The 22,627-nt window shown below is 62.3% G+C and carries 19 protein-coding genes and 1 pseudogene; 9 read left to right on the forward strand and 11 right to left on the reverse strand.

Annotation, left to right across the window (positions count from 1 at the left end; translation table 11 throughout):
- Positions 1-106: 106 nt before the first annotated feature.
- Complete coding sequence (locus tag RAM80_RS04570) at positions 107-601, forward strand: GNAT family N-acetyltransferase (RefSeq protein WP_416425049.1); 495 nt, start codon at positions 107-109, stop codon at positions 599-601.
- A 39-nt stretch (positions 602-640) separates the two neighbouring features.
- The gene (locus tag RAM80_RS04575; RefSeq protein ID WP_416425050.1) at positions 641-1,291 is read left to right on the forward strand and encodes an HD domain-containing protein; all 651 of its coding nucleotides are present in this window, start codon (positions 641-643) and stop codon (positions 1,289-1,291) included.
- Here the strand turns inward: RAM80_RS04575 and RAM80_RS04580 are convergent.
- A complete protein-coding gene (locus RAM80_RS04580; RefSeq protein ID WP_416425051.1) occupies positions 1,269-2,186 on the reverse strand; it encodes a LysR family transcriptional regulator in 918 nt (305 codons plus the stop codon). The two genes, RAM80_RS04575 and RAM80_RS04580, sit on opposite strands and share 23 nt — an antisense overlap.
- Positions 2,187-2,378: 192 nt before the next feature.
- On the opposite strand from RAM80_RS04580, the gene RAM80_RS04585 reads away from it, so the two are divergent.
- Together RAM80_RS04585 and RAM80_RS04590 are read left to right on the forward strand one after the other, a co-directional pair.
- On the forward strand, positions 2,379-3,248 hold the full coding sequence (locus RAM80_RS04585; protein WP_416425052.1) for a DMT family transporter: 870 nt from the start codon (positions 2,379-2,381) through the stop codon (positions 3,246-3,248).
- Positions 3,249-3,267: 19 nt separating this feature from the next.
- Entirely contained in the window at positions 3,268-3,711 is a 444-nt protein-coding gene (locus RAM80_RS04590) for a GNAT family N-acetyltransferase (RefSeq protein WP_416425053.1), read from the forward strand.
- Positions 3,712-3,793: 82 nt separating this feature from the next.
- Here the strand turns inward: RAM80_RS04590 and RAM80_RS04595 are convergent, their stop codons facing one another.
- From RAM80_RS04595 to RAM80_RS04615, 5 genes are all read right to left on the reverse strand, one after another.
- Positions 3,794-4,819 carry a hypothetical protein gene (locus RAM80_RS04595; protein WP_416425054.1) on the reverse strand — a complete coding sequence of 342 codons (1,026 nt, stop codon included), beginning with the start codon at positions 4,817-4,819 and terminating at the stop codon, positions 3,794-3,796.
- 80 nt (positions 4,820-4,899) lie between these two features.
- Positions 4,900-6,090, reverse strand: coding sequence for an FAD-dependent monooxygenase (locus RAM80_RS04600; protein ID WP_416425055.1), 1,191 nt, complete (start codon positions 6,088-6,090; stop codon positions 4,900-4,902).
- Complete coding sequence (locus RAM80_RS04605; RefSeq protein ID WP_416425056.1) at positions 6,090-6,572, reverse strand: MarR family winged helix-turn-helix transcriptional regulator; 483 nt, start codon at positions 6,570-6,572, stop codon at positions 6,090-6,092. The genes RAM80_RS04600 and RAM80_RS04605 overlap by 1 nt, the downstream gene beginning before the upstream one ends.
- 178 nt (positions 6,573-6,750) lie before the next feature.
- Positions 6,751-7,527: a hypothetical protein gene (locus RAM80_RS04610; RefSeq protein WP_416425057.1), complete on the reverse strand. Its 777-nt coding sequence runs from the start codon at positions 7,525-7,527 to the stop codon at positions 6,751-6,753.
- Between the two features lie 165 nt (positions 7,528-7,692).
- Entirely contained in the window at positions 7,693-8,319 is a 627-nt protein-coding gene (locus RAM80_RS04615) for a LysE family translocator (RefSeq protein WP_416425058.1), read from the reverse strand.
- Positions 8,320-8,462: 143 nt separating this feature from the next.
- Here RAM80_RS04615 and alaE point away from each other — a divergent pair, with 143 nt between their 5' ends.
- Positions 8,463-8,924, forward strand: a complete 462-nt coding sequence (gene alaE / locus RAM80_RS04620) for an L-alanine exporter AlaE (protein ID WP_416425059.1) — start codon at positions 8,463-8,465, stop codon at positions 8,922-8,924.
- A 194-nt stretch (positions 8,925-9,118) separates the two neighbouring features.
- Here alaE and RAM80_RS04625 read toward each other — a convergent pair whose 3' ends face one another.
- Positions 9,119-9,658 (reverse strand): DUF3237 domain-containing protein, encoded by a 540-nt coding sequence (locus tag RAM80_RS04625; protein WP_416425060.1) that lies wholly within the window; start codon positions 9,656-9,658, stop codon positions 9,119-9,121.
- Between the two features lie 560 nt (positions 9,659-10,218).
- On the opposite strand from RAM80_RS04625, the gene RAM80_RS04630 reads away from it, so the two are divergent.
- A complete protein-coding gene (locus tag RAM80_RS04630) occupies positions 10,219-10,473 on the forward strand; it encodes a DUF3077 domain-containing protein (RefSeq protein WP_416425061.1) in 255 nt (84 codons plus the stop codon).
- Between the two features lie 108 nt (positions 10,474-10,581).
- Positions 10,582-11,202 carry a transglycosylase SLT domain-containing protein gene (locus RAM80_RS04635; RefSeq protein WP_416425062.1) on the forward strand — a complete coding sequence of 207 codons (621 nt, stop codon included), beginning with the start codon at positions 10,582-10,584 and terminating at the stop codon, positions 11,200-11,202.
- 97 nt (positions 11,203-11,299) lie between these two features.
- Here RAM80_RS04635 and RAM80_RS04640 read toward each other — a convergent pair whose 3' ends face one another.
- A complete protein-coding gene (locus RAM80_RS04640; RefSeq protein ID WP_416425063.1) occupies positions 11,300-17,137 on the reverse strand; it encodes a DUF3320 domain-containing protein in 5,838 nt (1,945 codons plus the stop codon).
- A 254-nt stretch (positions 17,138-17,391) separates the two neighbouring features.
- Positions 17,392-18,585 carry an MFS transporter gene (locus tag RAM80_RS04645; RefSeq protein WP_416425064.1) on the reverse strand — a complete coding sequence of 398 codons (1,194 nt, stop codon included), beginning with the start codon at positions 18,583-18,585 and terminating at the stop codon, positions 17,392-17,394.
- Between the two features lie 290 nt (positions 18,586-18,875).
- On the opposite strand from RAM80_RS04645, the gene RAM80_RS04650 reads away from it, so the two are divergent.
- Together RAM80_RS04650 and RAM80_RS04655 are read left to right on the forward strand one after the other, a co-directional pair.
- On the forward strand, positions 18,876-19,529 hold the full coding sequence (locus RAM80_RS04650) for a hypothetical protein (RefSeq protein WP_416425065.1): 654 nt from the start codon (positions 18,876-18,878) through the stop codon (positions 19,527-19,529).
- Between the two features lie 74 nt (positions 19,530-19,603).
- Positions 19,604-20,008, forward strand: coding sequence for a hypothetical protein (locus tag RAM80_RS04655; protein ID WP_416425066.1), 405 nt, complete (start codon positions 19,604-19,606; stop codon positions 20,006-20,008).
- A gap of 92 nt (positions 20,009-20,100) precedes the next feature.
- Here the strand turns inward: RAM80_RS04655 and RAM80_RS04660 are convergent, their stop codons facing one another.
- Positions 20,101-21,351 carry an IS256 family transposase gene (locus RAM80_RS04660; RefSeq protein ID WP_416425067.1) on the reverse strand — a complete coding sequence of 417 codons (1,251 nt, stop codon included), beginning with the start codon at positions 21,349-21,351 and terminating at the stop codon, positions 20,101-20,103.
- A 20-nt stretch (positions 21,352-21,371) separates the two neighbouring features.
- Positions 21,372-22,546, reverse strand: a pseudogene (locus RAM80_RS04665) (IS3 family transposase).
- Positions 22,547-22,627: the final 81 nt, after the last annotated feature.

Consider the following 22,627-nt stretch of genomic DNA (forward strand, 5'->3'; position numbering starts at 1 on the left):
GGCCTATAGAGGCGTGGTTGCTTCGCGCTCTTTGCTCAGCCTTGCCACAGCGCTGGCAAATGCCATAGCCTGCTTGTCTTCGACACTCACCATCGACGGGACAGCGATGAAGCCACCACAGGGACGTAGCGAATCAACCGGGCTGCAATGCCGGCCTCTTGGGCCAGATGACGCCGAGACGATTGCCTTGCACCGCCAGACAATGTTTCTCGAAGCTGGCGAAGATGCTGAGAAATTGCGCGTAATGACTGAGCACTTTCGCCCATGGCTGAAAGAGCGGTTGGATGACGGTCGGTACTATGGCTTCGCGCTCTGCGATGCCGACCAGGCTGTTGCGACCATTGGCCTAATGAGCATCGATTGGCCGCCCCACCCGGCCCACCCCACCCTGGACAAGCGCGGGTATGTGCTCAATGTCTTCGTGGAGCCCGCCTACCGCCGTCGTGGCCTGGCTTCTACCCTGATGCAACTCGCCGAGGCCGAGTTCGCCAGGCGGGGTATCAGCTTTGCCGTACTGCACGCCACCCAGGTTGGAAAGCCTGTGTATGAGCAGATAGGCTGGGTGGGGACGTCGGAGATGGCCAAGGCCATCACTGGATAACGACCGCTACCCATACGCCCCCCCCCCCGAGCCAAACCCATGCCCAACCCACCCTTCGCCCCCTACCACGCCCTGGCCAGCGACCTCCTGGCCTGTCTACCCGTCCCCACCCACGACGGCTCCCACGACCTGTCGCACCTTCAGCGGGTATGGTCCAACGTCCGGCGCATCCAGCAGTGCGAAGGCGGCGACCTGGAGGTGCTGCTGGCCGCCACGCTGCTGCACGATTGCGTGGCGGTCGAGAAGGACTCGCCCTTGCGGGCCCAGGCCTCGACGCTTTCGGCCGAAAAGGCCGCTTCGATCCTGACGGATAGGGGCTGGAAGCCCAGCCGGGTCGAACAGGTTGCCCATGCCGTGCAGGCCCACAGCTTCTCGGCAGGCGTCGCGCCCCAGACCCTGGAGGCGAAGATACTGCAGGACAGCGACCGCCTGGACGCCATTGGCATGGTGGGCGTGGCGCGCTGTTTCTACGTTGCCGGGCGCATGGGCTCGGCGCTGTACGATTTCACCAACCCCACGGCTGCAGATCGCGACTACCAGGACAAGCAGTTTGCCATCGAGCATTTCCACACCAAGCTGCTGACGCTCGCGGTCGGCTTCCAGACAGCCGAGGGCGCCCGCCTGGCTACGGTGCGCCATGGGCGGCTGGAGTCATTCCTGGCGGATTTCATGGATGAGATTGGGGGGTGAAGACACTGGCGGTCGTCTGCCTGACTTGCTCGCGCAGCCATCGGTGCACAGGTTCGGCGTCGTGCCGGGGATGCCAGCTCATGGCGATACTGACCTGCGGCGTGGCCACTGGCAGCGCAAACACATGCAACTGGTTGGAGTGAGGACTCCAGCGGGCAAATGGCTCCGGTATGGCGGCGATGAAATCCGAGCTCATGGCCATGGCCAAGGCCGCCTGAAACGACGGCACCACAAGGGCCACGCGCCGCTTGGCGTTGACCGCCGCAAGTCCATGATCGATAGGGCCATCGGCCACACCACGCCGTGAGGCGTTGACGTGCGGCCAGGCAATGAACTGCTCGACACCGATGTGCTCAAGCGGGACCAGCGGGTGATCCGCCCTGACCACGCCCATGAACTGTGTCCTCAGTAGGGTTCGGGTCTTGATCTCCGGCGCGTCGCCATCGAGCACTCCCAGGTCCAGGTCCACCTCGCCGCTGCGCAACGCCTCCATGCTTTGCTGTGGGCGCAACACGAAACGCAGGGTAATCCCCGGCGCCTGCTCCAGCAGCCGGGCGCACAGCGCCGCCGCCCAGGTCCCGATCACGCCATCGCTGGTACGCAGAGTGAAGGTCCGCTCGACTTGGGCAAGCTCGATATCCGGCGGCGCGAGGATACCCCGCACCTCTTCGATCAAGGTCCGCACCCGCTCCCGCAAATCCAGCGCCCGCTGGGTGGGCACCAGGCCTCGCCCTGCCGGCACAAACAACGGATCACCCAAGGCGTGGCGCAGATGCGCGAGGCGACGACTCATCGCCGGGGCGCTCAGATTCAGGCGCCTGGCCGCACCAGCAACGCTGCCCTCGTTGAGCAACGCGTCCAGGTCAATCAAGTGGTTGAGATCGAGGTTCTTCATGGTGGAACTGCACCTTAAGACAGGTATCGCCAGGCATCTGCTGCAAATAGCGCATGCATAGGTTGCTATCGTTGCAATTTATTTAATCAAGAGGTGCCGCAAAAATCCACCGAACTCATTCCTGACAAGGTGCCCGCCATGCCTGACTCGCCCAGCCTCCCCGTATCACGCCAAGCGCCCATCGCGGCGCTCTTGACCTCCTCACTTGCACCGCTGTGCGCCGTGGTCCTCTGGTCCGGCAACACCATCGTCACCAAGGCCGCCGCAGTGGCCATTCAGCCAGCCTCGATTGTGTTCTACCGCTGGCTGCTGGCGTTTGCGCTGCTCAGCCTGTTTGCCGGCAAAGGCGTGTGGCGCAACCGCCAGGTGGTGGCCCGGCACTGGTCCAAGCTGATGGTGTTGGGCGTGCTCGGCATGGCGGTCTATCAAGGGCTGGCGTACCAGGCAGCACTGACCACCTCGGCAATCAACATGGGCGTGCTGGTCTCGCTGGCGCCGCTGATGTCAGCGCTGCTGGCCTGCGCCATCGCACGCGAGGCCGTACCGGCACGCACACTTGCCGGGGCGCTGATATCGCTGGCGGGGCTGTTCTGGTTGACCAGCCAGGGGCACCCCATGCGCCTGTTCCAGCAAAGCCTCACGCCGGGCGATGCCCTGATGCTGGTCGCCCTCTTCGCCAATGCGTTGTACGGCCTGCTGCTCAAACGCTGGGCATTGCCCCTTTCAACCTGGCAGCAACTGCAGGTGCAGGTCGGCTTCGGCGTGCTGGTGACGTTGCCGGTCTGGCTGATGAGCCCTATCTCACCAATAACCGCCAGCAACGCACCGCTGATTTTGTACGCGGGTATCGCCGCGTCGATCGGCGCACCGTTTTTCTGGATGAAGGGGGTTCGCCACTTGGGGGCGCCGAAGGCGTCGTTGTACCTGAACCTGGTACCGGTGTTAGTGGCCGTGGTGGCGTGTGGGGTATTGGGCGAGCAGTTGCATGCCTATCATGCGGTGGGTGGTGGGCTGGCGTTGCTGGGGGTGGGGGTGGGATTGCGGCTCAAGCGGGTCAACTGACGTTCACGGAGGGCATCAAATGAATCAGCCAGCAATACATTCCATAACAGCACTGCCCGAGAACATCGCGGTTTTGGAGAAAGAGGCCACCGCCGAGGGCTTCAGGTTTCTCACGCGCCTGGTTGCCGAATGGCAGTCCGGCGCCAATCGCTTCAACCGGCCCGGCGAATGCCTCATGGCGGCTTTTATGGAGGGCCAGTTGGTGGCGATTGGCGGCCTTACCCAAGACCCATTCGCAGCGCCTGACGTCGGCAGGCTGCGTCGGGTGTTCGTTGCCCGGGCGTTCAGGGGCCGGAACCTGGGCAGGCGCCTGGTCGAGCAGCTGGTTGCCCATGCCGCTCGACACTTCCGCGAGGTGCGCCTGTCCACCGATTCCTCCAGCGGCGCAGCCTTCTATAGTGCCTGCGGCTTTCAGGCGGTGGTGGATGAACAGGCGACTCATCACTGTGTGCTTGAGCCTTGAGGTGTGCCCACACGCTCTGCGTAGCAGCGGCCGCCAGGCCGCGTCACAGCCGCCCCAATAGCCCGTGGCAGAACATTTCCCTTCAGAGGGCGGGTGCTCTGACAGCCTTGCGAGCGTTCATCACGCGCTCGGTAGTCTCTTGCTCAGTGAGTAACCTGAGCGACAGCACCTTGACGATGAACGGGGGCCCCGCTGGCTCCCCACAGGCCACTTCGGCGCTACCGCCGATGGGCAGGTAACCATACGAAGTACTCGACGCGACCTCTTCCCCCGTCTCTCGGTCGACTATCCGCGCACGCGAAGCCCACGCACCGCTGGCGGCAACAGGGAACTGGGTGTTGACGTCGTATTGATACCTGGCCGTCGGGCTGTCCAGTTTTTCTGCTTCATGAACGTCTGGCCCACGGAGTACTTTCACGCCTGGGCGCGACGTGCGTTGCGTCTGAATTTCCTGAAGGTCTGTGTGAGTAAGTAGATAACTCGACAACGAAGAGTTTCCTTCAGGCATGTACAACAGCCTCACTTCTGGCAGCGTATGCTCGATCATCTGTTTTGCTTCACCACAGTTGATGGCCATGAAGTGCTCCAGCTTCGACTTTTGTTGCCAATAGCCCGTGGGGTGATGGAACCAATAGAAGTTAAACGCCAGCAACGCAGCCGCCAGCACAGCCACCTCCAGCCAGGCCGGCTTCAGGTAACCAGGCCAGGAAGGCCGTGCCAGCCCTAGGACGGCGAACAGCATCGCCATCAGCCAACAGAAGTAACCCCAACCCAGGCCGGATATCGCCCCGTCCCCGTGAGCTTCGTCATAGATAATGCCGCTGCGGAACATGAACGTGCAGGCCAGGACCAACGCCACCACCGCCCAGCGTAATGCGCGGTGCGGGTTGGCGAGAGACAGCAGCACAGCCCCGAGGTAAAGAGGGTTGGCGAACCAGGAGAAGTGCCCGTCGATAAACCCGAGCCACCCTAGTGCGGCCGTTTCGACACCGTAGACGACCTTGGTGCCTTGGTAGTAAGCCGGCAAGGCAAGCGCGGGAAAGAACAGGGCGATGCTTATCCAGAGATAAGGCCTGAACGGCAATGTCGATCGAACCTGCGCTGGCATCCCGGCGCTTCCTTGCATGACGAGTAGACACACAGCATAGCCAAGCGATGACAGGCCCAGGACGAACCGCCATTGCGCACTTAAGGTTCGTAGTTCGGCAACTCGATGGCATCCGCCTTCGGCGACAGGAGCTTGCTGAAAACGCCCTTGAACCCCGGCAAGGTCGCCAACCGCAACAGCGCATGCCCCACCGCGATGCCCGCCCGCGAATGCGGCGAGGCCAGCCGGGGGGCGAATGTGGGCACGCTTTGCGCCTGCGCCACATAAGGCCGCATCAAGGCCTCATACGCCGCGAACGCCTGGGCGTGGTCGGCGTGACGCCCCAGCTCGCCGGCCAGCACATAGGCGCCGCTCAGGCCCAGGCTGGTGCCCATGCCACTGATGGGCGACGCGCAATAGGCAGCGTCGCCCACCAGCGCGACGCGGCCTTTGCTCCAGCGGGGCAGTTTCACCTGGCCCACGGCTTCCAGGTAAAGGTCGGGCGCATCGTCCAGTGCAGCCAGCACGCGCGGCGTCTCCCAGCCGGCGCCGGCGAACAATTGCCTGAGCAAGGCTTTCTGCTCGGCCTGGGCGAGTTTCTCGTAGCCACTGGGCGGCTGCTGGAAGGACAGGAAGGCGCGCGTGGTGCCTAGGTTGTCCGGGCGCAGGCACACGCAGCGGCCGCCCGGCAGGTTGTACCAGCGCATTACCTGGCCATCGCTGGGTTGCCACGGCACGGTGAAATAGGCCGTGTACAGGTCCAGGGAGCGGCGCGTGACCTCGTCGCCAAACACCTGGTTGCGCGTGGTCGAACCGATACCCTCGGCCACGATCACCAGGTCGTAGGCTTGTTCCGCGCCTTGGGCAAAATGCACGTGCACCTGCTCGCCGTCATCCACCAGCCGTTCAATGCTGTCGCCAAAACGATAGGTGACCTGATCCTGGCTGTGCTGGATCAACAGCTTGGCGAGTTCGCCACGCAGGATTTCCAGCTCGGCTATCGGGCCCTTGCCGTCAAACGCGCCTACGCCGATGAACGCCTGGGTGTGGTTGGCGCGGTCAACGAAGGCGATGCCCTGCTCTGCGGTGGTGTGCGCCCGCACCTGCGCCTCCAGCCCCATGCGCTGCACCACCGTGCGGCCGGCGCCGCGCACGTCAATGGTCTGCCCGCCATCGCGGAAGGCAGGCGCCCTCTCCACCACGGTCACGTCCATGCCCTGGCGCGCCAGCCAGTACGCCAGGGTTGGCCCCGCAATGCTTGCGCCGGTCACCAGAATCTTTTGAGTTTTCATCAGGCGTGGTGGCCGCGTGGCAGGCTGCTGCGATAGACGCCGATCACCTGCCCCAGAAAGGCTTCGATCACGCTACGGTCACCGCTGTCGAGGCCATGCAGCACGCTGCTCAAGCCCGTGAGCATGGGCGAGATATGCCGATAGGCCAGCGCCACCGACGCCGGCACCGGGCACACCAGCACCCGGCGTTTGTCATCGAGCTGGCGCTGGCGCACCACGTGCCCGGCCCGCACCAGCCGGTCGATGACCTGGGTAATGCCGGCGGTGGTCACCGCCAGCCGCGCGGCCAGTTCGGTGGGCGGCAAGGGCCCGTCGGTGATCAGGTGTTCGAGGGCGGCCATGTCGGTCTGGTTGATGCCCAGGGTGGCCGCCAGGTTACCGGCGGCGGCGCGGGTGAGGATGGCTATCTGCTGCAGCTGTTGGCCCAGGGGGTCGTTGGCGATCTGCAGGGTACGGGGGTCTTGGGCTGGGGATGGCTTCATGCGCGGGGTGTCCGGTGGGCAAGGGGCGCGGCTGCGATGAAGCCAAGCTAACATATAACTAACTTGCTTAGCTAGTTACCATGCCTGTAGCAGCGGCCACCAGGCCGCGTCAGCAGCCGGCGCGTTTCACCTGGCGCACCGTGGTTGCAGGACGCCGCCTGCGGCAGCTGCTACGTGGTTAGCTTCCGGAGGTATCGGTGCCTGCCAATATCTCCGCCAGGTTGTGGAAATGCCCCTTCCCCGTAGTCGCCGTCGAGCCGCCGGCGGCGCTGCCCGCCTGCGTCAGGGCCTGGCTCAACGTTTGGTGCTGCACCAGCCAACCGGAGGCCGACTTTTCCTCCACGCTCACATTGTCCAGGAACGCCAGCGCCGCCTTGGCGCGGCCCACCGGGTCCTTCGCGTAAGGGTCGGTGAAGTTTTTCGCCTGGTCGGCCGGGCCGCTGTAATACCCCGTGGCCAACCGCCCCTGCTGCGTCATCAGCGCCTTGGCTGCGGTTTGCTCCTGGGTACTGAAGTGCCCGTCCTTATTGGTCGCCACGGCGTACAGCGAGCGGCGGTCGAGGTCGCCCATCGCCGAGTTGCGGTCGGTGTCACTGCCATCGTAGGGCTTGCCGCTTTTGGTCATCAGCGCGTACTTCTCGTCCAGGCGCTTGCGGGCGTCGGTGGCCACGTCGGCAAAACTCAGGCCCTTGGAGCTGGACACCGCGCCAGGCTGGGAAACGCCCAGGGCCAGGGCGTCGGCCGCCATGCCCTCGCGCACGGGAAAATAGGCGGAATAACTGGCGATGGCGTGGCTGTAGTCGGCCGAGGTGCCGGACAGGCTCACGGCGTTGCCGGCGTGCTGGGCGCTGCTGGCTGTGGCTTGCGCGGTGGAGCTGGAAGCGCTGGTGCTGCGCGTGGCCTGGCTGGCGTAGGCGGCCGCGGCGGTGTTGGACGAGTTGTTGTGGATGATCATGCGGCTTCCCTGTCGAGGCGACGGAGTTATTTTCATTGTCGACACAATAGTAGGCACTTTGTGTCAGGCATGAAATATTCTCGGCCGCCTGGGTGCCAACTTGAGGACCTGGTTGGCACCCGCCGCGGTGACGCCATGGGGAATTATTTGCGTGGGCGGCACCACCTACCGCTGCTGGAACGCAACCTTCACCCCCAACGCAATAAACACCGTGCCAATGAATTTGCCCTCCCACTGCCGCAGCCTGGCGAGCCCCTTGGCCCAGCGGCTCAACGGACCAATGGCCAATACGAGCAGGCTGGTATACAGCGCGCTGAGCCCCGAGAAGATCAAGCCAAGCACCGCAAACTGCGCCAGCGAAGAGCCCGAGGCTGGGTGAACGAACTGGGGCAGGAACGCCAGGAAGAAGATCGCGGTTTTCGGGTTCAACACTTCCGCCCCCACCGCCTGGGCGAAGGCCTGGCCGGGCGAGACAGTGGGCAGTTGGGTGACCCGCGTGGCACTTGCCTTGGCGAAGAAGGCGGTAACGCCCAGGTAGATCAGGTAGCAGGCGCCGGCCACTTTGACGACGGTGAACGCCAGCGCCGAGGTCATGAGGATGGCCGACAGGCCCAGCGCAGCGCTCAAGGTATGTATCAGGTCGCCTGCAGCGATGCCCAGCCCCGTGGCCATGCCCGCGGGGCGCCCGCCTTGCAGGGTGCGGGTCAGCACCAGCAACACGGCGGGGCCGGGGATCAGGAACAGGCCAATGACGACAGCGACATACGTCACGATGGAAGCCAGGTCGAACATCGCGGACCACCTCAGGGCAGGAGAAGTCCCCAGTAATCCTGATTCGAAAAGCGAAAGCAACCTGCCGGGGCCGGCTGGGCCTTGGCGAACCGCAGGGACGTTGGCGGGGTCATTATTTGAAATGCGATATTCCAGGAGCCCCTGTGCCTCGACACCTCCAGCGAACCGCACGCAAGGCTGGGTTCCTTGCGGACACCACGGCCTTGATCCTGTTCTTCACCACCACCGGCATCATCAATGAACGCTTCATTGCCGGCATGACGTGGGAACAAGTGCTGCACGCGCGGCTACTGGGCGCGGCCCTGATGGTGCCCGTCGCGCGGCCTTACGGCCTGTGGCGCGACCGGTTGATGACCCTTGCCGGCCCGGGGCGTGCGTCCAAGGTGCTGTGGGACAGCCTTGCCCTGGTCAGTTTCCAGGTGCCTATCTACGCCGCAATCATTGCCACCAGTGGCGCCTCGGCGGGTGGCGTGGTGCGCGGCACGCTTGGCGCGGCGTTGATGATGTTGTTGCTGGGGCGCCCCTACGGCGCCTTCCTTAACGCCGTGCGCAAGCTATTCGGCTTGCCACCGGGCGGCGACCGCCCCATGTCGCTCAACAGCTGAACCCCTGTAGCAGCGGCCAAAGGCCGCGTCCCCAGGCACCGCGGTTGTCCAGACAAACCCCGGTGGCACCCGGACGCAGCCTTCGGCAGCTGCTACGCGATTGGGGATACCCCGAAGATCGCGATGCAGACGGTGCCATTTCAAGACAGTTGCCGGCACGCCCTAATCAATTAATGCAATTAATCATTTGAAAGCTATTTCAGTTCGAACGCGTCGTAGACCACCGCATTGCCAAGCCGCATGGCGCTGCCCACCCCGATCGTGCGGTTGAGCCACGCGTACCGTGGCGCCGACGTCTCGAACCTCAGCGTAATCCGAAACTGGTACTGGCCCGGGTCAACATCCTCCCCTGCCGCGACCTTTTTCATCACCTCGGCCGGCCCGAACCGGTAGCCCTCGGTGCGCAGGTAGATCAAGGCGCCGTCGTCGGTCTGCAGCAGGTAGCGGGTGTCGATAACGGCCACGCCGTCGGGCGTGACCACCTGCCAGTCCGCGCCGTTGTCGAGAATGGTGCCCTTGAGCCGCGGCCCTTCGAAGTGGCCGCCGGTGATGGGGATGATGCGCCGGTTGCCCTGGCCGCTGGTGGCGCCCAGCTCCCAGATAGGCGCCACCAGATCAACGCTGAAACGCGCCAGCGGTTCCAGCTTGAACGGTGGTGGGTCGTAGGTGGCGGCTTGGGTCAGGCTGGCGCAGGCCGTCATGGCCAGGATGGGCAGTTGTTTGCGTAGGTTCATGGGGCGACCTCTTGTTGTTATATTGAATAACAATATTAACTATTAATCGCCACGAAGATGCAACAGACGGGTTGTGGCTTGACCTAAACCTCGCACACACATTTCCAGAAACAAAAGCTATAGGAAATTTCCTAGGAAAAATCCTACAACTCCTGTGATAATCGAATAATCAGCTTACATTTTCACGCTTGCGCCTCCTTCCCTTGGTAACTAACCTCCCGACGTCGTTCCACACGAACGAACGGGTTTGGTCACCCGAGAACCCAGGCGCATTAGCGTCGCCATTTTTGTGCTCGCCTCGCTGCAAGCACGATGTTTTATGGCAGCTGTGCGCGGGGCATCTCCGGATGCGCCGGGTTCCTGGTGTCCCGGTTGACCAACCCTCGCATGGCTGCCACCCATTTGTTTGGTCACAGTGGGTGATAGCTCCTTCAACACACCCGGAGCTTCATCATGGTCAAACCCACCCCCGATCCACCCTGCAACAAATCCCCCCATCACCGCACCGCCCCACCTCTCGGCCGGGCGGCCACAAGGATGTATTCACAGGGAATTTGATCATGAGCGACTTTCTGGTAACCACCGCCCTGCCCTTCGGCATGCGCGACTCCCAGCAGCAACCCTTCTTCAGCGTGAACCCAGGCATCAGCCTGGAAGACACGCTGTGCCACCTGGCGCATTTGCTGCGCTGCGCGTACGACTCGGCCTACGAGCTCACCGACGGCGACGGCGTTGAAAAAGGCCTGGCCTGGTCGGCGCTGCACCACATCGAAGGCGCCAAGGGCCTGGTCGATGCGCTGATCGCCGTCAGGTAGCCCGCTGCGTCGCCGCGCCCTGACGGCAGCGGCGGCGCTGCTATATCGCCATCACCGACGTTGCGGGGGTAAAATCGGCGCTTTTTACGCGTATCGAACGGATGCCCAATGAGCACTGGCAAAGCCGCAGGACTTTTATTACTCACCTCTTTCCTGGCCGCATGCAGCGTTTCCCCGCCCCGCACCCCGGATGACATCTGCGGCATCTTCCGCGAAAAGGACAGCTGGTACGACGCCGCCAAGGCCACCCAGCAGCGCTGGGGCGTGCCGATTCAGGTGCCCTTCGCCATCATGTACCAGGAATCGGCGTTCCATCAGGACGCCAAGGCGCCGCGCAAATACCTGTTGTGGGTGATCCCCTGGGGCCGCGTGACCACCGCCGCCGGCTACGCCCAGGCCAAGGACGAAGGCTGGAACGACTACCGCAAAAGCACCGGCCACAGCGGCGCCAGCCGCAAGGACTTCGACGACGCCATCGATTTCGTCGGCTGGTACATGGACAAGACCTACACCATCAACGGCGTGTCCAAGTGGGACGCCTATGACCAGTACCTGAACTACCACGAGGGCTGGGGCGGCTACCGGCAGCGCACCTACGCCAGCAAGGCGTGGCTGCCGGCGGTGGCGGGCAAGGTGCAGGCCCGTTCGCAGATGTACGCGCAGCAGTATGCGGGGTGCAAGGCTGATCTGGACCGGGGGTTCTGGAGCCGGTTGTGGCATTGGTTGTGAGGGGAGGTTAAGTACCGAACCTGCGGGTCAGATGTGAGCGCCGCGAATGCAGGCATCAAGGCTCCCCAGCCAAACGGGAGCCTTGATGCCCTCCAGATCACGCGCCCAGGATTCGCCCCAGACGCTCCCGCGCCGGTGCCGTCAACCGCTTGACCCCCATCAACCGCGCAACCTCGAGCGCCGGATCGCCGCCATCGATCAGCGCCGCGGCGATACGGAGCTCCTCAGCAGCAATCTCCTCTATAGAGCGGCCATCTGCGTCTGACGCTGGCACCCGGCAGGTCGACCAGCTTGCAATGTCTGACTCGGCGCACCAGATAAATGCCTCGTCCGCACCCGTGACTTGCACGTGGTGGTGCTGCTCAGCGAGATCAAGGACACGGTCCCGGATAAGCCGCCCGGAACGCTGGAAGCCATGGGCGCGAGCGACACGTTGCACCAACACCGCGTCGAGCATCGGCGCCTCCTGGCGCAGGACCTCGGCAATGATCTGGCTTAATACGGGTACATAGGCCGGTTGATGGAACTGCTCGGCCTCGATCAGTGGCGCGAGAGAGGAAAGGTCGGCGATCCGATACTCACCGCGCTGGGCAGCCAATGCAGGGCCCGCAGAGGAAGCCCGGGCGATGCGCAGCTCTGAGGTATCAGGTGCCTCGGCTGCTGGCTCGGGGGCAGGCTGCTGCGAAGATGCTTGCGCCACCTCAGCCGCGGCTGGGAACTCTATCAGCATCTCGGACGGTGATGGATCAGCCTCCGCAACGGCTTGCGGCCTGACGCGCGAGCCCTCCAACAGCTCGTTCAACGACGCGTGCAGGCGTTGAAGCGCCCCTTCCTTGTCGACCCACCAGTCCGTGGACCACAAGCGGAGCAAGCTCCATCCCAGGCCGCGCAGGATGGCACCCCTTACCTTGTCCCGGTCCCTGGCGGTCGCGGCGCTGTGGTAGGTGGCCCCATCGCACTCGACACCCGCCAGGTAATCCCCGGGACGATCAGGGTGCACGATGCCCAGGTCAATGCGGAACCGGGATACGCCGATCTGAGGTACAACCTGCCAGCCCAGACGCCTCAACCCCTGCGCTACGGCCTCTTCGAACGGCGAATCATAGCTGCCAACGGAACCCTGCACGGCCTCGGCAAGTGCCCTTGGCCCCCGTTGCGCAAACTCGATGAAATGCTTGAGGTCCCGAACCGCGCGCGCGTTGGTGCGGTTGAGATCGATCATGGAAGGGTCAAACGACGAGAACACCAACATCTCGCGCCGCGACCGGGTAATGGCCACATTCAGGCGGCGCCAGCCGCCATCTTTGTTGAGCGGCCCGAAATTCATCGACATGGTCGGCGCACCCGCCTCAGTGGGGCCGTAGCCGATGCCCAGCATGATCAGGTCGCGCTCATCGCCCTGGACCGTCTCCAGGTTCTTGACCACTACCGGCTCCGTCTGGGTGTCTTGGAAGAATGGCTCGATCTGTGGGTGCTGCGCCCGGGCGGCATCGAGTAAATCGTTGATCAGTTTCTGCTGGTCCGAGTTGAGGGTAATGATACCGATGGTATGCCCGGCTGCGACGAACGCAGGGTCGGTCAGCCGTTTTACCGTCTCTTTGACGATGGCTTCCGCTTCGGCCTGGTTGTACCGGCCTTTGCCCTTGGCATAGGTGCCCTCCACGCGGCGCCACTCGACCGCACTCGCGCGGGTCTCCGCGGCTGGGAACGTGATGAGATTGCTGTCGTAATAGCGATGGTTGGAAAACGCAATCAGGCTTTCATGCCGGCTGCGGTAGTGCCAGCTAAGGCTGTGGCTTGGCACCCCTGCCCCCAGGCACTCATCCAGGATGCTTTCCATATCCTCTGCGGTATCGTCATCCGCAGCGTTGGCGCCCCGGTTGAAGAAATTGGTGGGCGGCATCTGCCGGGGGTCGCCGGCGATAATGACCTGCTTGCCGCGAGCGATGGAGCCGACAGCGTCCCAAGGCGCGATTTGCGAAGCCTCGTCAAAAATGACGAGGTCAAACGGCGGCAGGTCCGCCGGCAGGAATTGAGCAATCGACAGCGGGCTCATCAACATGCACGGCGCCAATCGGTTCAGCGCATCGCCCATCTCGATGGCCAGTTGGCGAACCGGCTTGTGACGACGGGACTTCTGCAGCTCATGCTTGAGGGTGCCGAAGCCGCTGCTTTTGGTTACGTCATTCTTGGACGGAATCTGCCCACACAGTTTCGCGCGGATGTAGCGCACAGTGAGTCTGCTCAGCTCGTCATCAAGCTGGCTGAACGCAGCGATGTCACTCATGTGCTCGGCCGCAACGAAGGTGCGCAACAACGGCTCATTGTCGATGCCATGGGTTGCAAACCAATGCGCATAGGCTGTCTGGAAAGCGTCAATGGCGGCAGAAGGCGCTAGAACGCCATGCTCCAGCGCGATGGCGATGGAGGCCAGTCCCGCTTCATCGGCCTGTTCTTTCACGCGACACCAGTCACACCAGGCCTTGAGTTGGCCCTCCTGGCCTGCAACCTGACGGGAGGCATCGCGCAGGCTGCCGATGGAGGACAGGGCTGTGCTTTTCGCCACGGCCAGGGCACTGAACTGGCTCGAGACCTCTTCGTACCTGCAATGCGCGCGCTGCAACGCAGCGGTAGCAACAGCAATCTGGGTATCGGGGCCCAGCATTTCATTGGCGTCGACTACCAGGCGCTGGACAGCCCCACGCAACGAGATCAGCACATCGGGTGACTCGGCCAGGGCGCTGATCCTGCCGCGCAACTGCTCCGCCAACGTTGCGGCTTGAGCCATTCGGCCGCTATCGCTTTTGGTCCCCTGCCAACCAGGGATCGGCTGCAGGTCAGCAGCCAGGCCATCCAGTTCTGCCAGAAGCGCGCGCTGCTGCTTGAAGACTTCCAGGTCCCTGGGGGTATCCGGCAACTCGCTTGCCCCGCCCAGGGCGGCCAGGCGCTTGGCGACTTTCTTCCGGGCGATCGATGCCAGGAACCAGAACTTGCCCGAAGCCTCCTGCCAAGCTGCACCGACCTCCTCTACTGGCACCCGACGGCAGGCTTCGTCGGCGTAGTTTACGGACAGGGTCTGGTCCAACGCTGCATATCGATCGAGCAGATCACAAGCGCGGCGCACAGAGTCAATGCGCGCCTGGGCATCCGGCACGAACGCGAAGGCCAGGTTCATCCCGTGACATTTGGCAAGCAGCGCAGCCAACAGCGTTAAGTGCTGGAAATGCGCTGCCTCGGTGCGTGGCACGGAAATGTTCGTCAGCGCCAGCAATCGATCACACGCCTCGCTCAGGGCATCCAGCGCAACCGGCACATCACGCGCGCACGCGGCTATCTGCGACTGCCAGGCATTGGACCACTGCGTTTGCGCCAAACCACCGAACGCCAGGGCCAAATCCCGGGCCGCGACCCCATTCAAGCCCAGACGACGAGCAAGATCCTGCAGCGCTTCATAGTGCGCCGCATCATGCTCGGTGCCTTCGGGCCATTGCAGTGTTGGCGTGGCGCTGTTGTGGTCGCGTACTACCCGGCCAATGGCCTGGTGCAGGGAAAGACCGTTGGCGTGCCGGCGGTGCAACACTTCGACCACCTGGTTCAACCGCGAGCGCAGGACCTGCAGGCGGCCGGCTTCCCGCGCCCATTCCTCGGCGGTCAGGGTATCGCGAACATCCCAGGCGCGATCGAGCTGCTTGAGCACCTCGACTTTCGACGCCTTGCTCGAATGCAGCTCGAGGCAAAACTCCCCCAGGCCCTTTTCTGCCAAGCGTCGATATACCACTTCCAACGCTGCGCGCTTTTCTGCCACAAACAGAACTCGGCGCCCTACTGCCAGGTTTTGCGCAATCATGTTGGCAATCGTCTGAGATTTACCCGTGCCGGGAGGGCCGTCGAGGACAAAACTGTGGTGGCCTGCTGACGCAACAACCGCCGCCAACTGCGAGGAGTCCGCAGGCAACGGCGTAAACAACTGCGCCGGGGTCACGACGGTGTCCAGCTGCTCGGGGCGTGGGAAGTCATCGCCACCGCCCAGTCCCTCACCGCCTGGAGCCCGCTCCAGCAAATGCTTGACCATGGGGCTTTGCATCAACTGCGCAGAGTGGGCGGCGAGGTCTTTCCACATCAGGTATTTGGCGAACGAGAAGGTCCCCAGCACCACCTCGGTAACTACCTCGAAACCCGGCACGTCCCGCACCGCACGGCGCACCATGTTCCAGATGCTGGCCACGTCGATTCCGCTTTCGTCGGCGGGCAGTTCACCATCAAGCCCCGGGATCACCAACTCAAAGTCGTGCCGCAACAGCTCGAGCAGTGTCAGGTTGAAACGAGGCTCCTCGTCCAGCATGCTCAGTGTCACGCCCGACAGCGCACTTTTGCGCTCCAGTTTTACCGGCAACAGCACCAGCGGCGCCGAGTAGGTCTTGGGATCGTCCGCGCTTTTTTTCCACTTCAAGAAGCCAATGGCCAGGAACAAGGTATTGGCACCGCCCTCCTCGAGGTCGGTCCGCGCCTTGCGATAGAGCTCGACCAAGGTGGCGTCCAGCTTGGCCTTTTCCAGACTCGCCAGCACCTCACCGCGCTCCAACGCCTGGCGCGCGACCTCTTCCAGCAGGCTCTCCCGGTTCTGCTGCTCATACAAGGCGGCGTCACGACCACCTACCTTGAGATCCGGTACCGGCACCACGCGGATTCGCTTGCCACTGGCCAGCAGGTCTTCAAGCGTTGCCGGGTCGGCACACACCAGCCGGATACCTTTGGCGCTCTCTGGAAGGTGCAGCAGGCGATTACGCGTGGTGAGGTCGAGCAACTTGCGCTGCCACAGGATGAGTTTGCCGGCGGAGCCTCCGGTTGGCACCTCGACATCGACGTCGAAGCCAGGCAACGCGGGAGCGTCCTCCAATATTGCCGTTTGCCGAGGCTCTTGGCCTGGCTCGACCGCAAGGTCCTGCGCGGGCACACTGGACGCAAGTGGCCGTATTTTCTGCATCCGCGCGCGGTGAATATCGATGGCCATGATGAACTGTTCATCATCCAGTTGGCCCTGGGCCGTGGCAGCGGCATGGCTGAAACCCGCAAACGGCGACTGCGTCGCCAAGGTGGTTTCAAAGACGACGAGTTCTTTCAGGTCGATGCGCTTGCGCACCGCCGAAGCCTCATCGGTCAACAGCTGTGAGAATTCCTGTGGTTGCAGCCAGACGCCGGTGAACGCATGCCCCTTGGTCATGATCAGCAACGAGTTGAGCCCGCCCTGTTCCAACGCAGCAGCAAACAGCAAGGCGCTATCCAGGCAGGTGGCTACGCCATTCTCCAGAATCTGGCTGGGCGAGCGAATCTTCTGCCCGTGCTGCTCGAAGCTGGCCGGGGGGAGCGCATAGCTCAGCTTGAAGCCGCACACGCCCGACCAGATCGCTGACGCCAGTTCCCACGTGCGAGAGCGTGATTTGCCTTCGTACCCATCGATGCCATCTTTCTTGCCTGCCCGCCGCAACACCTCGGAAGCGGCCTTCAGCACCCGGTCCACGGCCGGGTCGTTGGGCATGCAGAACGCAGGCAACAACTCAGGCATGGCGCTCAAGCCACCCCACTCCGCACGTGCCAGCAGTTCGGTAGGCACACGCGCTTCGGTGATCAACTCGTCACCCTGGCACAAGCGCAGCACGACTTCTGCGCCCAGGCTCTCGCTCAAGCCGGCCAGATAGCCTGCATTCAGCTTGATATCACGGTCGCTGACCGTGAGGCGATCCCCGGGGTTGATACGGTCTATATGCCAGGCACGAGGCTCAACGAACTCGGGATCGGTGGTCAGGCTGAGCACGAGGCCTTGGCGAACTACATCGCCCTCATTGCTGATTGTCAGTTCGCGCAGCAGCGGGACTGCGTTTTGGTGCGAGGCAAAGCCAATTTTTCGGGCGATGACCGCCTCGATCTTGATGCTCATCAACGTCTCCTTGAGCTGTACGCCTGCATTCCTGGCAAAAGGAGGCGGCTCGATAACGTTGCTGAGGATACAGGGCCTGTGCCGTATTGGCACGGCTGCCGATAGCAGCCGGGATGGCCTTCAAGGGCTGGTCCGACAGGAAACAGGACAGCATTACTGAGCTGTTACATTTGCAGCAGTTCTCTTGAACAACTGCCGCGGCCATGCAGTGCCCCCCAGCTTGCTGCATGGCCGCACAAGCGCCGCCGCTTGCGTTATTCGATAAACCGCCGACTCCCCGCCATCACCGCAAAAAAGATCTGCAAGCAAGCCGCCGCCAACAGCATCCACAACGACACCTGCCAGCTCCCGTAAACACTATGCAGCCACCCCGCCAGGAACGGCCCCGCCGCCCCCAGCCCATACCCCACGCATTGCGCCATGGCCGACAGCGCGCTGGCCTGGTGATGGTCACGCACCCGCAGGCCGAACAGAGTCAAGCAGGTGACCATCGACATCCCAGCCCCAACCCCGGCGAACACCAGCCAGACCAACGCCAAGGACGGCGCCCACAGCAAGCCCGCCATGCCTACCACGATCGCCAGCGAGCAAATCAACCCCAGCAGCCGCTGGTCCTGCAGGCGCTTGATGGCAACGGCAGTCGACAGGTTGGCCAGCACCGCCACGGCCTGATAGGCAAAGAGGTGCGCACCCGATTCGGAGGCGCCGATACCCACCGAGGCGGCCATGGCGGGATACCAGTCAATCAGCGTGTAGAAGGTCACCGTCTGCAGAGCCATGAACATCGACACCTGCCAGGCAATGGCACTGCCCCACACCGACTTGGGCGGCGGCGGTGCCACGGCGCTGGCACCGCTGCGGGCCTGGCGCAGGTGGGGCAGCCAGCACAGGATGGCCACCAGCGCCAACGCAAACCATACCCCCAGGGACAGCTTCCAGGTGTAGCCCGTCAACGCGGACAACGGCGCTGACACGCCGCTGGCCAGTGCCGCCATCAACGCCATGGTCGCGGCATACAGGCCGACACACAACGCGGCCTGGGCCGGGAAGTCGCGCTTGACCAGTGGCACCACCAGCACGTTGGCCGTGGCAATGCCGGCACCGATCAGCAGCGTGCCAGCCCAAAGCCCAGTGAGCGTGCCGCTGGAGCGAATAAGGCAGCCAGCGGCGATCAGGCAAAGCGCACCGAACAGCGCCTGCTCCAGCCCCAACCGACGCGTGAGCCAGGGCGCCAGCGGCGAGGCAGACGCAAACATCAGCAAGGGCAAGGCGTTCAGCAAGCCAGCAGCGGCAGCGCTAAGGGCGAAGTGCTGTTGCACCTGCTCGAGCACAGGGCCAAGGGATGTGATGGGCGCACGCAGGTTTGCAGCGATCAGCAGGATGCCGATCAGCAACGAGGAGGTAAATAGAGAGGTTCCAGCACGAACGGCTGGCGAATAAGTAGCCATGGCAACCACGCACAACGAGGGGACGGATCTGTCCCAGGTGTGCGTTGGTTGACGTTAACGCTTACGCAGAGCGCTGGGTAGCGCAATGTCTGGGGTAACGGTATCAAACAATTGCGGTGCGGTTCAACGGGCGTGGCGATCTGCCGCGTGCTGCACTGCTATTGCCGCTGCAAGTCACCAGGTCGAACCTTCAATGAATTTTCTTTCATTGAAAAACACTCCAGCCCACCACAACGGGGCCGACACACCGTCCGTAGAACTTTCAACAAACCATCTGTAAGGATACAAGAGTGGGCGTTTCCCAAGCTGCAATCGCATTCCGTCGTCCGCAGGCAGACTTCAACCCTGAGCAAGTCATTGCCCGGGTATTCAACAAGCGCGTTGAAGTACTGCCCCAACGCCCTCCGCGCTTTGACGCCGAAGCAGCTGACGAGGTGCTTGTGGAGCAATACGGCGATACCTGGGTGATCAGCAGCGCAGCGCTGGCCATGCCGCTTCTGGAACAGCCGCACGCCATCACCCGCGACTTGCATCGAAGCCTTGGCTTGCCTGCAATGATCGTCCCGTTCTGCCAGTACGACCCTGGGGGTACCTACGGCTACGCGCTCATAGAGAACGGCGTGCTGACGCGCTCACGGCTGCAGACCCTCGATAGCCCAGCCCAGCAATTCGGGCCTTTGAAACCGTTTGAAGCGCGCTGGGCGTCAGCTGAGTTTTACCTTGAGGAAGATGATTGCCCCGAGGATGAGCGGCAGAAGATCTACTACCTGGGCAATCGCGAGGTGGAAGTGCCGGAACATGGGCTGGCGAGTCGGCTGGGGTATGAGGCGTTGATGGAGTATGTCGGAATTTGCCCTTGGGACAATTCGCTTGAACCGCGTGTGTGGTATTTGCGGTTGCATGATCAGCCGGTGGCGCGCAAGGCTTGGTGGAAAGTGTGGTAAGCGGCCTGTTTACAGGATTCGCAATAGCGTGATGATCGATATCACCCACTTCTTCCATACCATACGGAATCTTCATGCATGCTCATGAAATCGCCACCCTCATCCAGGCTCGGGGCACCCGCGCCTTGCACGAGGCGCTAGACGAGCTTCCCGCCACGGCGCTCATCGAACTACTGGGTGAGCCTTGGCATCAGCTCCATGAAGTTATTGCCCAGGAGCTTGGAGTGATCGCAGACCCACGGGCCAGCGAGGCGCTGTTACGACTAGCCCTGACCCCGCCTGCCTACCTGACGGGTTGGGGTGTTGCAGCGCAGTGTCAGCGCAAATGTGCGTACGCCCTTGCCCAACTGGGGACTGAGGCGTCGCGCCATGCGCTGCAGGTGCTGGTGCAGAGTGCTGACTTGGGGTTGCAGGCTTTTGGCGAGGAGGGATTGGCCCATTGGGCCTTAGGTTCTGTCCGAAATCCTGAAAAACTGTAGTTGTCAACTGATTCCGGAGACTGAATTGAGTGGGACTGTCAGATATTTTGTGTACGAGCCGGTAACGGCCTGCCGTCAGGCAGGCCGTGCTCTTACCAGGTCGGCCTGATAAACCGATCACCGTACAGAATCGCGAATTGATTCATCGCACTCTTCCAATCCTGAGCCGCATTGCCCCAGTTTGCCGTGATATTTCGCAATCCCAGCCAGATAAGCTTCGTCGCCGCCTCGTCCGTAGGGAAGTGGCTTCGTGTCTTGATAATCTTGCGCAGCTGGGAGTTTATGCTCTCGATGGCGTTGGTGGTGTAGATCACCTTCCGTATGGCTGGTGGGAACACGAAGAACGGGATGACCCGGTCCCACGCCCGCCGCCAGGCTGCAACCACGGTGGGGTGTTGCTTGCCCCAAGGGCCGGCTTCAAAGTCGTTCAGCGCCTGCTCAGCTACCTCGGCGTTCAGCGCCTGGTAGATGGGTTTGAGCGCCTTGGTCAACTCGCGTCGCTTGTCCCAGGCCACGTAATCCAGGCTGTTGCGGATCAAGTGGACGATGCAGGTCTGCAGCGTCGTCTGCGGATAAACCGCCGCCAGCGCTTCTGGCATGCCCTTGAGCCCGTCGGTGACGGCGATCAGCACATCTTCCACGCCCCGCGTCTTGAGGTCGTTGAAGACCTTCATCCAGAACTTGGCGCCCTCGGTCGTCTCGATCCAGATACCCAGGATATCGCGGGTTCCGTCAGGCAAAACACCCAGCGCAAGGTAGACCGTCTTGTTGCGAACCAGTCCTTCTTCGCGGATTTTGACCCGCAGCGCATCGAAGAAAATAACCGGGTACATAGGCTCCAGGGGCCGCTGTTGCCACGCACCGATCTCAGCCATCACCTCGTCGGTTACCGAGCTGATGAAGTCAGGCGAAACGTCCGTGCCGTATTGCTCGGAGAGAAACGCACGGATTTCCCTGACCGTCATGCCACGGGCATACATGGCGATGATCTTGTCGTCGAAACCGGTGTAACGGCGCTCGTGCTTGGGAATCAGAATGGGGGCGAAAGTGCCGTCCCGGTCGCGCGGGATTTCCAGTCGGATGGGCCCATCACCGGTCAAGACCGTCTTGCCGGTTTTGCCGTTACGGTGATTGGTTTCATCCTCTGGGCGCTGCGCGCCCGGCGGATAGCCCAAGTGATGGCCGAGTTCGGCACTCAAAGCTCGTTCAATCAGGGCCTTCTTGAACGCCGCAGAGGCATCCTCGATAGCTTCGGCCGTCATTGGCCCGTCAGCGAACTGCTCCAGCAGCTCTTTCGGGATTTTTGGTAGCTCGCGGAGCGGGGTTTTCTTTTTGGTTGGCATGCATGCACCTCTTACTCATGTTATGCCCGAACACAAAATTTCTGACACTCCCAATTGAGTTTTTCCTCTGCGGCTGCAGGCGGTAGCCCTTCGTTGAATTGATGCGGTCGCCGCCAGTTGTACTGCTCCATCAAAAACCGACTGATATCTTGCTGTGCCAGCACAGCGCTCATGTAGCCCACCGGCGGTATCCATTCAGTCTTCAGGCTGCGAAATAGCCGCTCCATCGGCGCGTTGTCGTGGCAGTTGCCGCGCCGACTCATGCTCTGCGTGAAGCGGTATCTCCATAGTCTCTGTCAGAAACTCCGGCTGCCGTATTGGCTGCCCTGGTCGCTGTGAAACAGCACATTCTGAGGCCGGCCACGCTGCTCATAGGCCATATCCAATGCCCTGATTACCAGGTCGGCATCAGGCTTGGCTGAGAACGCCCAACCTACAACACGGCGGGCACAAAGGTCGATGACAGCCGCCAGATAGTGCCATTGGCCTTCAGCCCAGACGTACGTAATGTCACCGCACCAGACCTTGTTCGGGGATGCCACGCTGAACCCGCGATCAAGCACGTTTGGGATATCAGGCCGCTCCACGGTAGCCTTTTTGTAGGCATGGGAGCCCGGCTGTTTGCTGATCAAGTTCAGATCGCGCATCAACCTACGCACCCTGAATCGCCCGATTTGCATGCCGTCCTCTTTCATCATCAGCATGATGCTCCGGCTGCCCGCAGCGCTTCGGCTTTGCGTAAACAACTCGTTAACTCGGCTGCGTAAAACTACACGTTCAGCATCCGGATACCGACGTTTCCGGCAGTACGCGTAGTAGCGAGATCGGGTGACATCAAATACCGAGCACAACAGATCAACAGGCTCTTGCGCCCGCAGTTGATCGATTAACGCGAACGCTCGTGTTCCTCGGCCATCAAGAGCGCGGTGGCCTTTTTTAAGATCGATTTTTCCCGTTCTAGCCGATTGATACGGGCTTCGAGTTCCTGGATTTTTTGCTGCTCTGGCGTCAGAGCCTTGCTGCTGGGAGTAACACCGCCACGTTCTTGCTGAAGCTGGCTCACCCATCGACGAAGCGCCGATTCGACCAATCCGAGCGAACGGGCGGCTTCGATATGGCTGTAGCCTTGGTCGAGCACCAGGCACGCAGCCTCGCGCTTGAACTCAGGGGTAAAGGTACGACGTTGCTTGGTCATCAGACACCTCTCTATGGCGAGCATTCTCGCCTAAATGGGTGTCCGGTTTCATTAGACCACTACGGCCACGTCCCATCTGGT

The organism is Pseudomonas sp. App30 (assembly GCF_047947025.1).
Classification (GTDB): Bacteria; Pseudomonadota; Gammaproteobacteria; order Pseudomonadales; family Pseudomonadaceae; genus Aquipseudomonas.

Excerpts from the sequence above, each read along its gene's own strand:
- RAM80_RS04570 (WP_416425049.1), top strand. The coding sequence starts at position 107 with ATGAAGCCACCACAGGGACGTAGCGAATCAACCGGGCTGCAATGCCGG.
- RAM80_RS04575 (WP_416425050.1), top strand. The coding sequence starts at position 641 with ATGCCCAACCCACCCTTCGCCCCCTACCACGCCCTGGCCAGCGACCTC.
- RAM80_RS04580 (WP_416425051.1), bottom strand. The coding sequence starts at position 2,186 with ATGAAGAACCTCGATCTCAACCACTTGATTGACCTGGACGCGTTGCTC.
- RAM80_RS04590 (WP_416425053.1), top strand. The coding sequence starts at position 3,268 with ATGAATCAGCCAGCAATACATTCCATAACAGCACTGCCCGAGAACATC.
- RAM80_RS04595 (WP_416425054.1), bottom strand. The coding sequence starts at position 4,819 with ATGCCAGCGCAGGTTCGATCGACATTGCCGTTCAGGCCTTATCTCTGG.
- RAM80_RS04600 (WP_416425055.1), bottom strand. The coding sequence starts at position 6,090 with ATGAAAACTCAAAAGATTCTGGTGACCGGCGCAAGCATTGCGGGGCCA.
- RAM80_RS04605 (WP_416425056.1), bottom strand. The coding sequence starts at position 6,572 with ATGAAGCCATCCCCAGCCCAAGACCCCCGTACCCTGCAGATCGCCAAC.
- RAM80_RS04610 (WP_416425057.1), bottom strand. The coding sequence starts at position 7,527 with ATGATCATCCACAACAACTCGTCCAACACCGCCGCGGCCGCCTACGCC.
- RAM80_RS04615 (WP_416425058.1), bottom strand. The coding sequence starts at position 8,319 with ATGTTCGACCTGGCTTCCATCGTGACGTATGTCGCTGTCGTCATTGGC.
- RAM80_RS04625 (WP_416425060.1), bottom strand. The coding sequence starts at position 9,658 with ATGAACCTACGCAAACAACTGCCCATCCTGGCCATGACGGCCTGCGCC.
- RAM80_RS04630 (WP_416425061.1), top strand. The coding sequence starts at position 10,219 with ATGAGCGACTTTCTGGTAACCACCGCCCTGCCCTTCGGCATGCGCGAC.
- RAM80_RS04635 (WP_416425062.1), top strand. The coding sequence starts at position 10,582 with ATGAGCACTGGCAAAGCCGCAGGACTTTTATTACTCACCTCTTTCCTG.
- RAM80_RS04640 (WP_416425063.1), bottom strand. The coding sequence starts at position 17,137 with ATGAGCATCAAGATCGAGGCGGTCATCGCCCGAAAAATTGGCTTTGCC.
- RAM80_RS04645 (WP_416425064.1), bottom strand. The coding sequence starts at position 18,585 with ATGGCTACTTATTCGCCAGCCGTTCGTGCTGGAACCTCTCTATTTACC.
- RAM80_RS04655 (WP_416425066.1), top strand. The coding sequence starts at position 19,604 with ATGCATGCTCATGAAATCGCCACCCTCATCCAGGCTCGGGGCACCCGC.
- RAM80_RS04660 (WP_416425067.1), bottom strand. The coding sequence starts at position 21,351 with ATGCCAACCAAAAAGAAAACCCCGCTCCGCGAGCTACCAAAAATCCCG.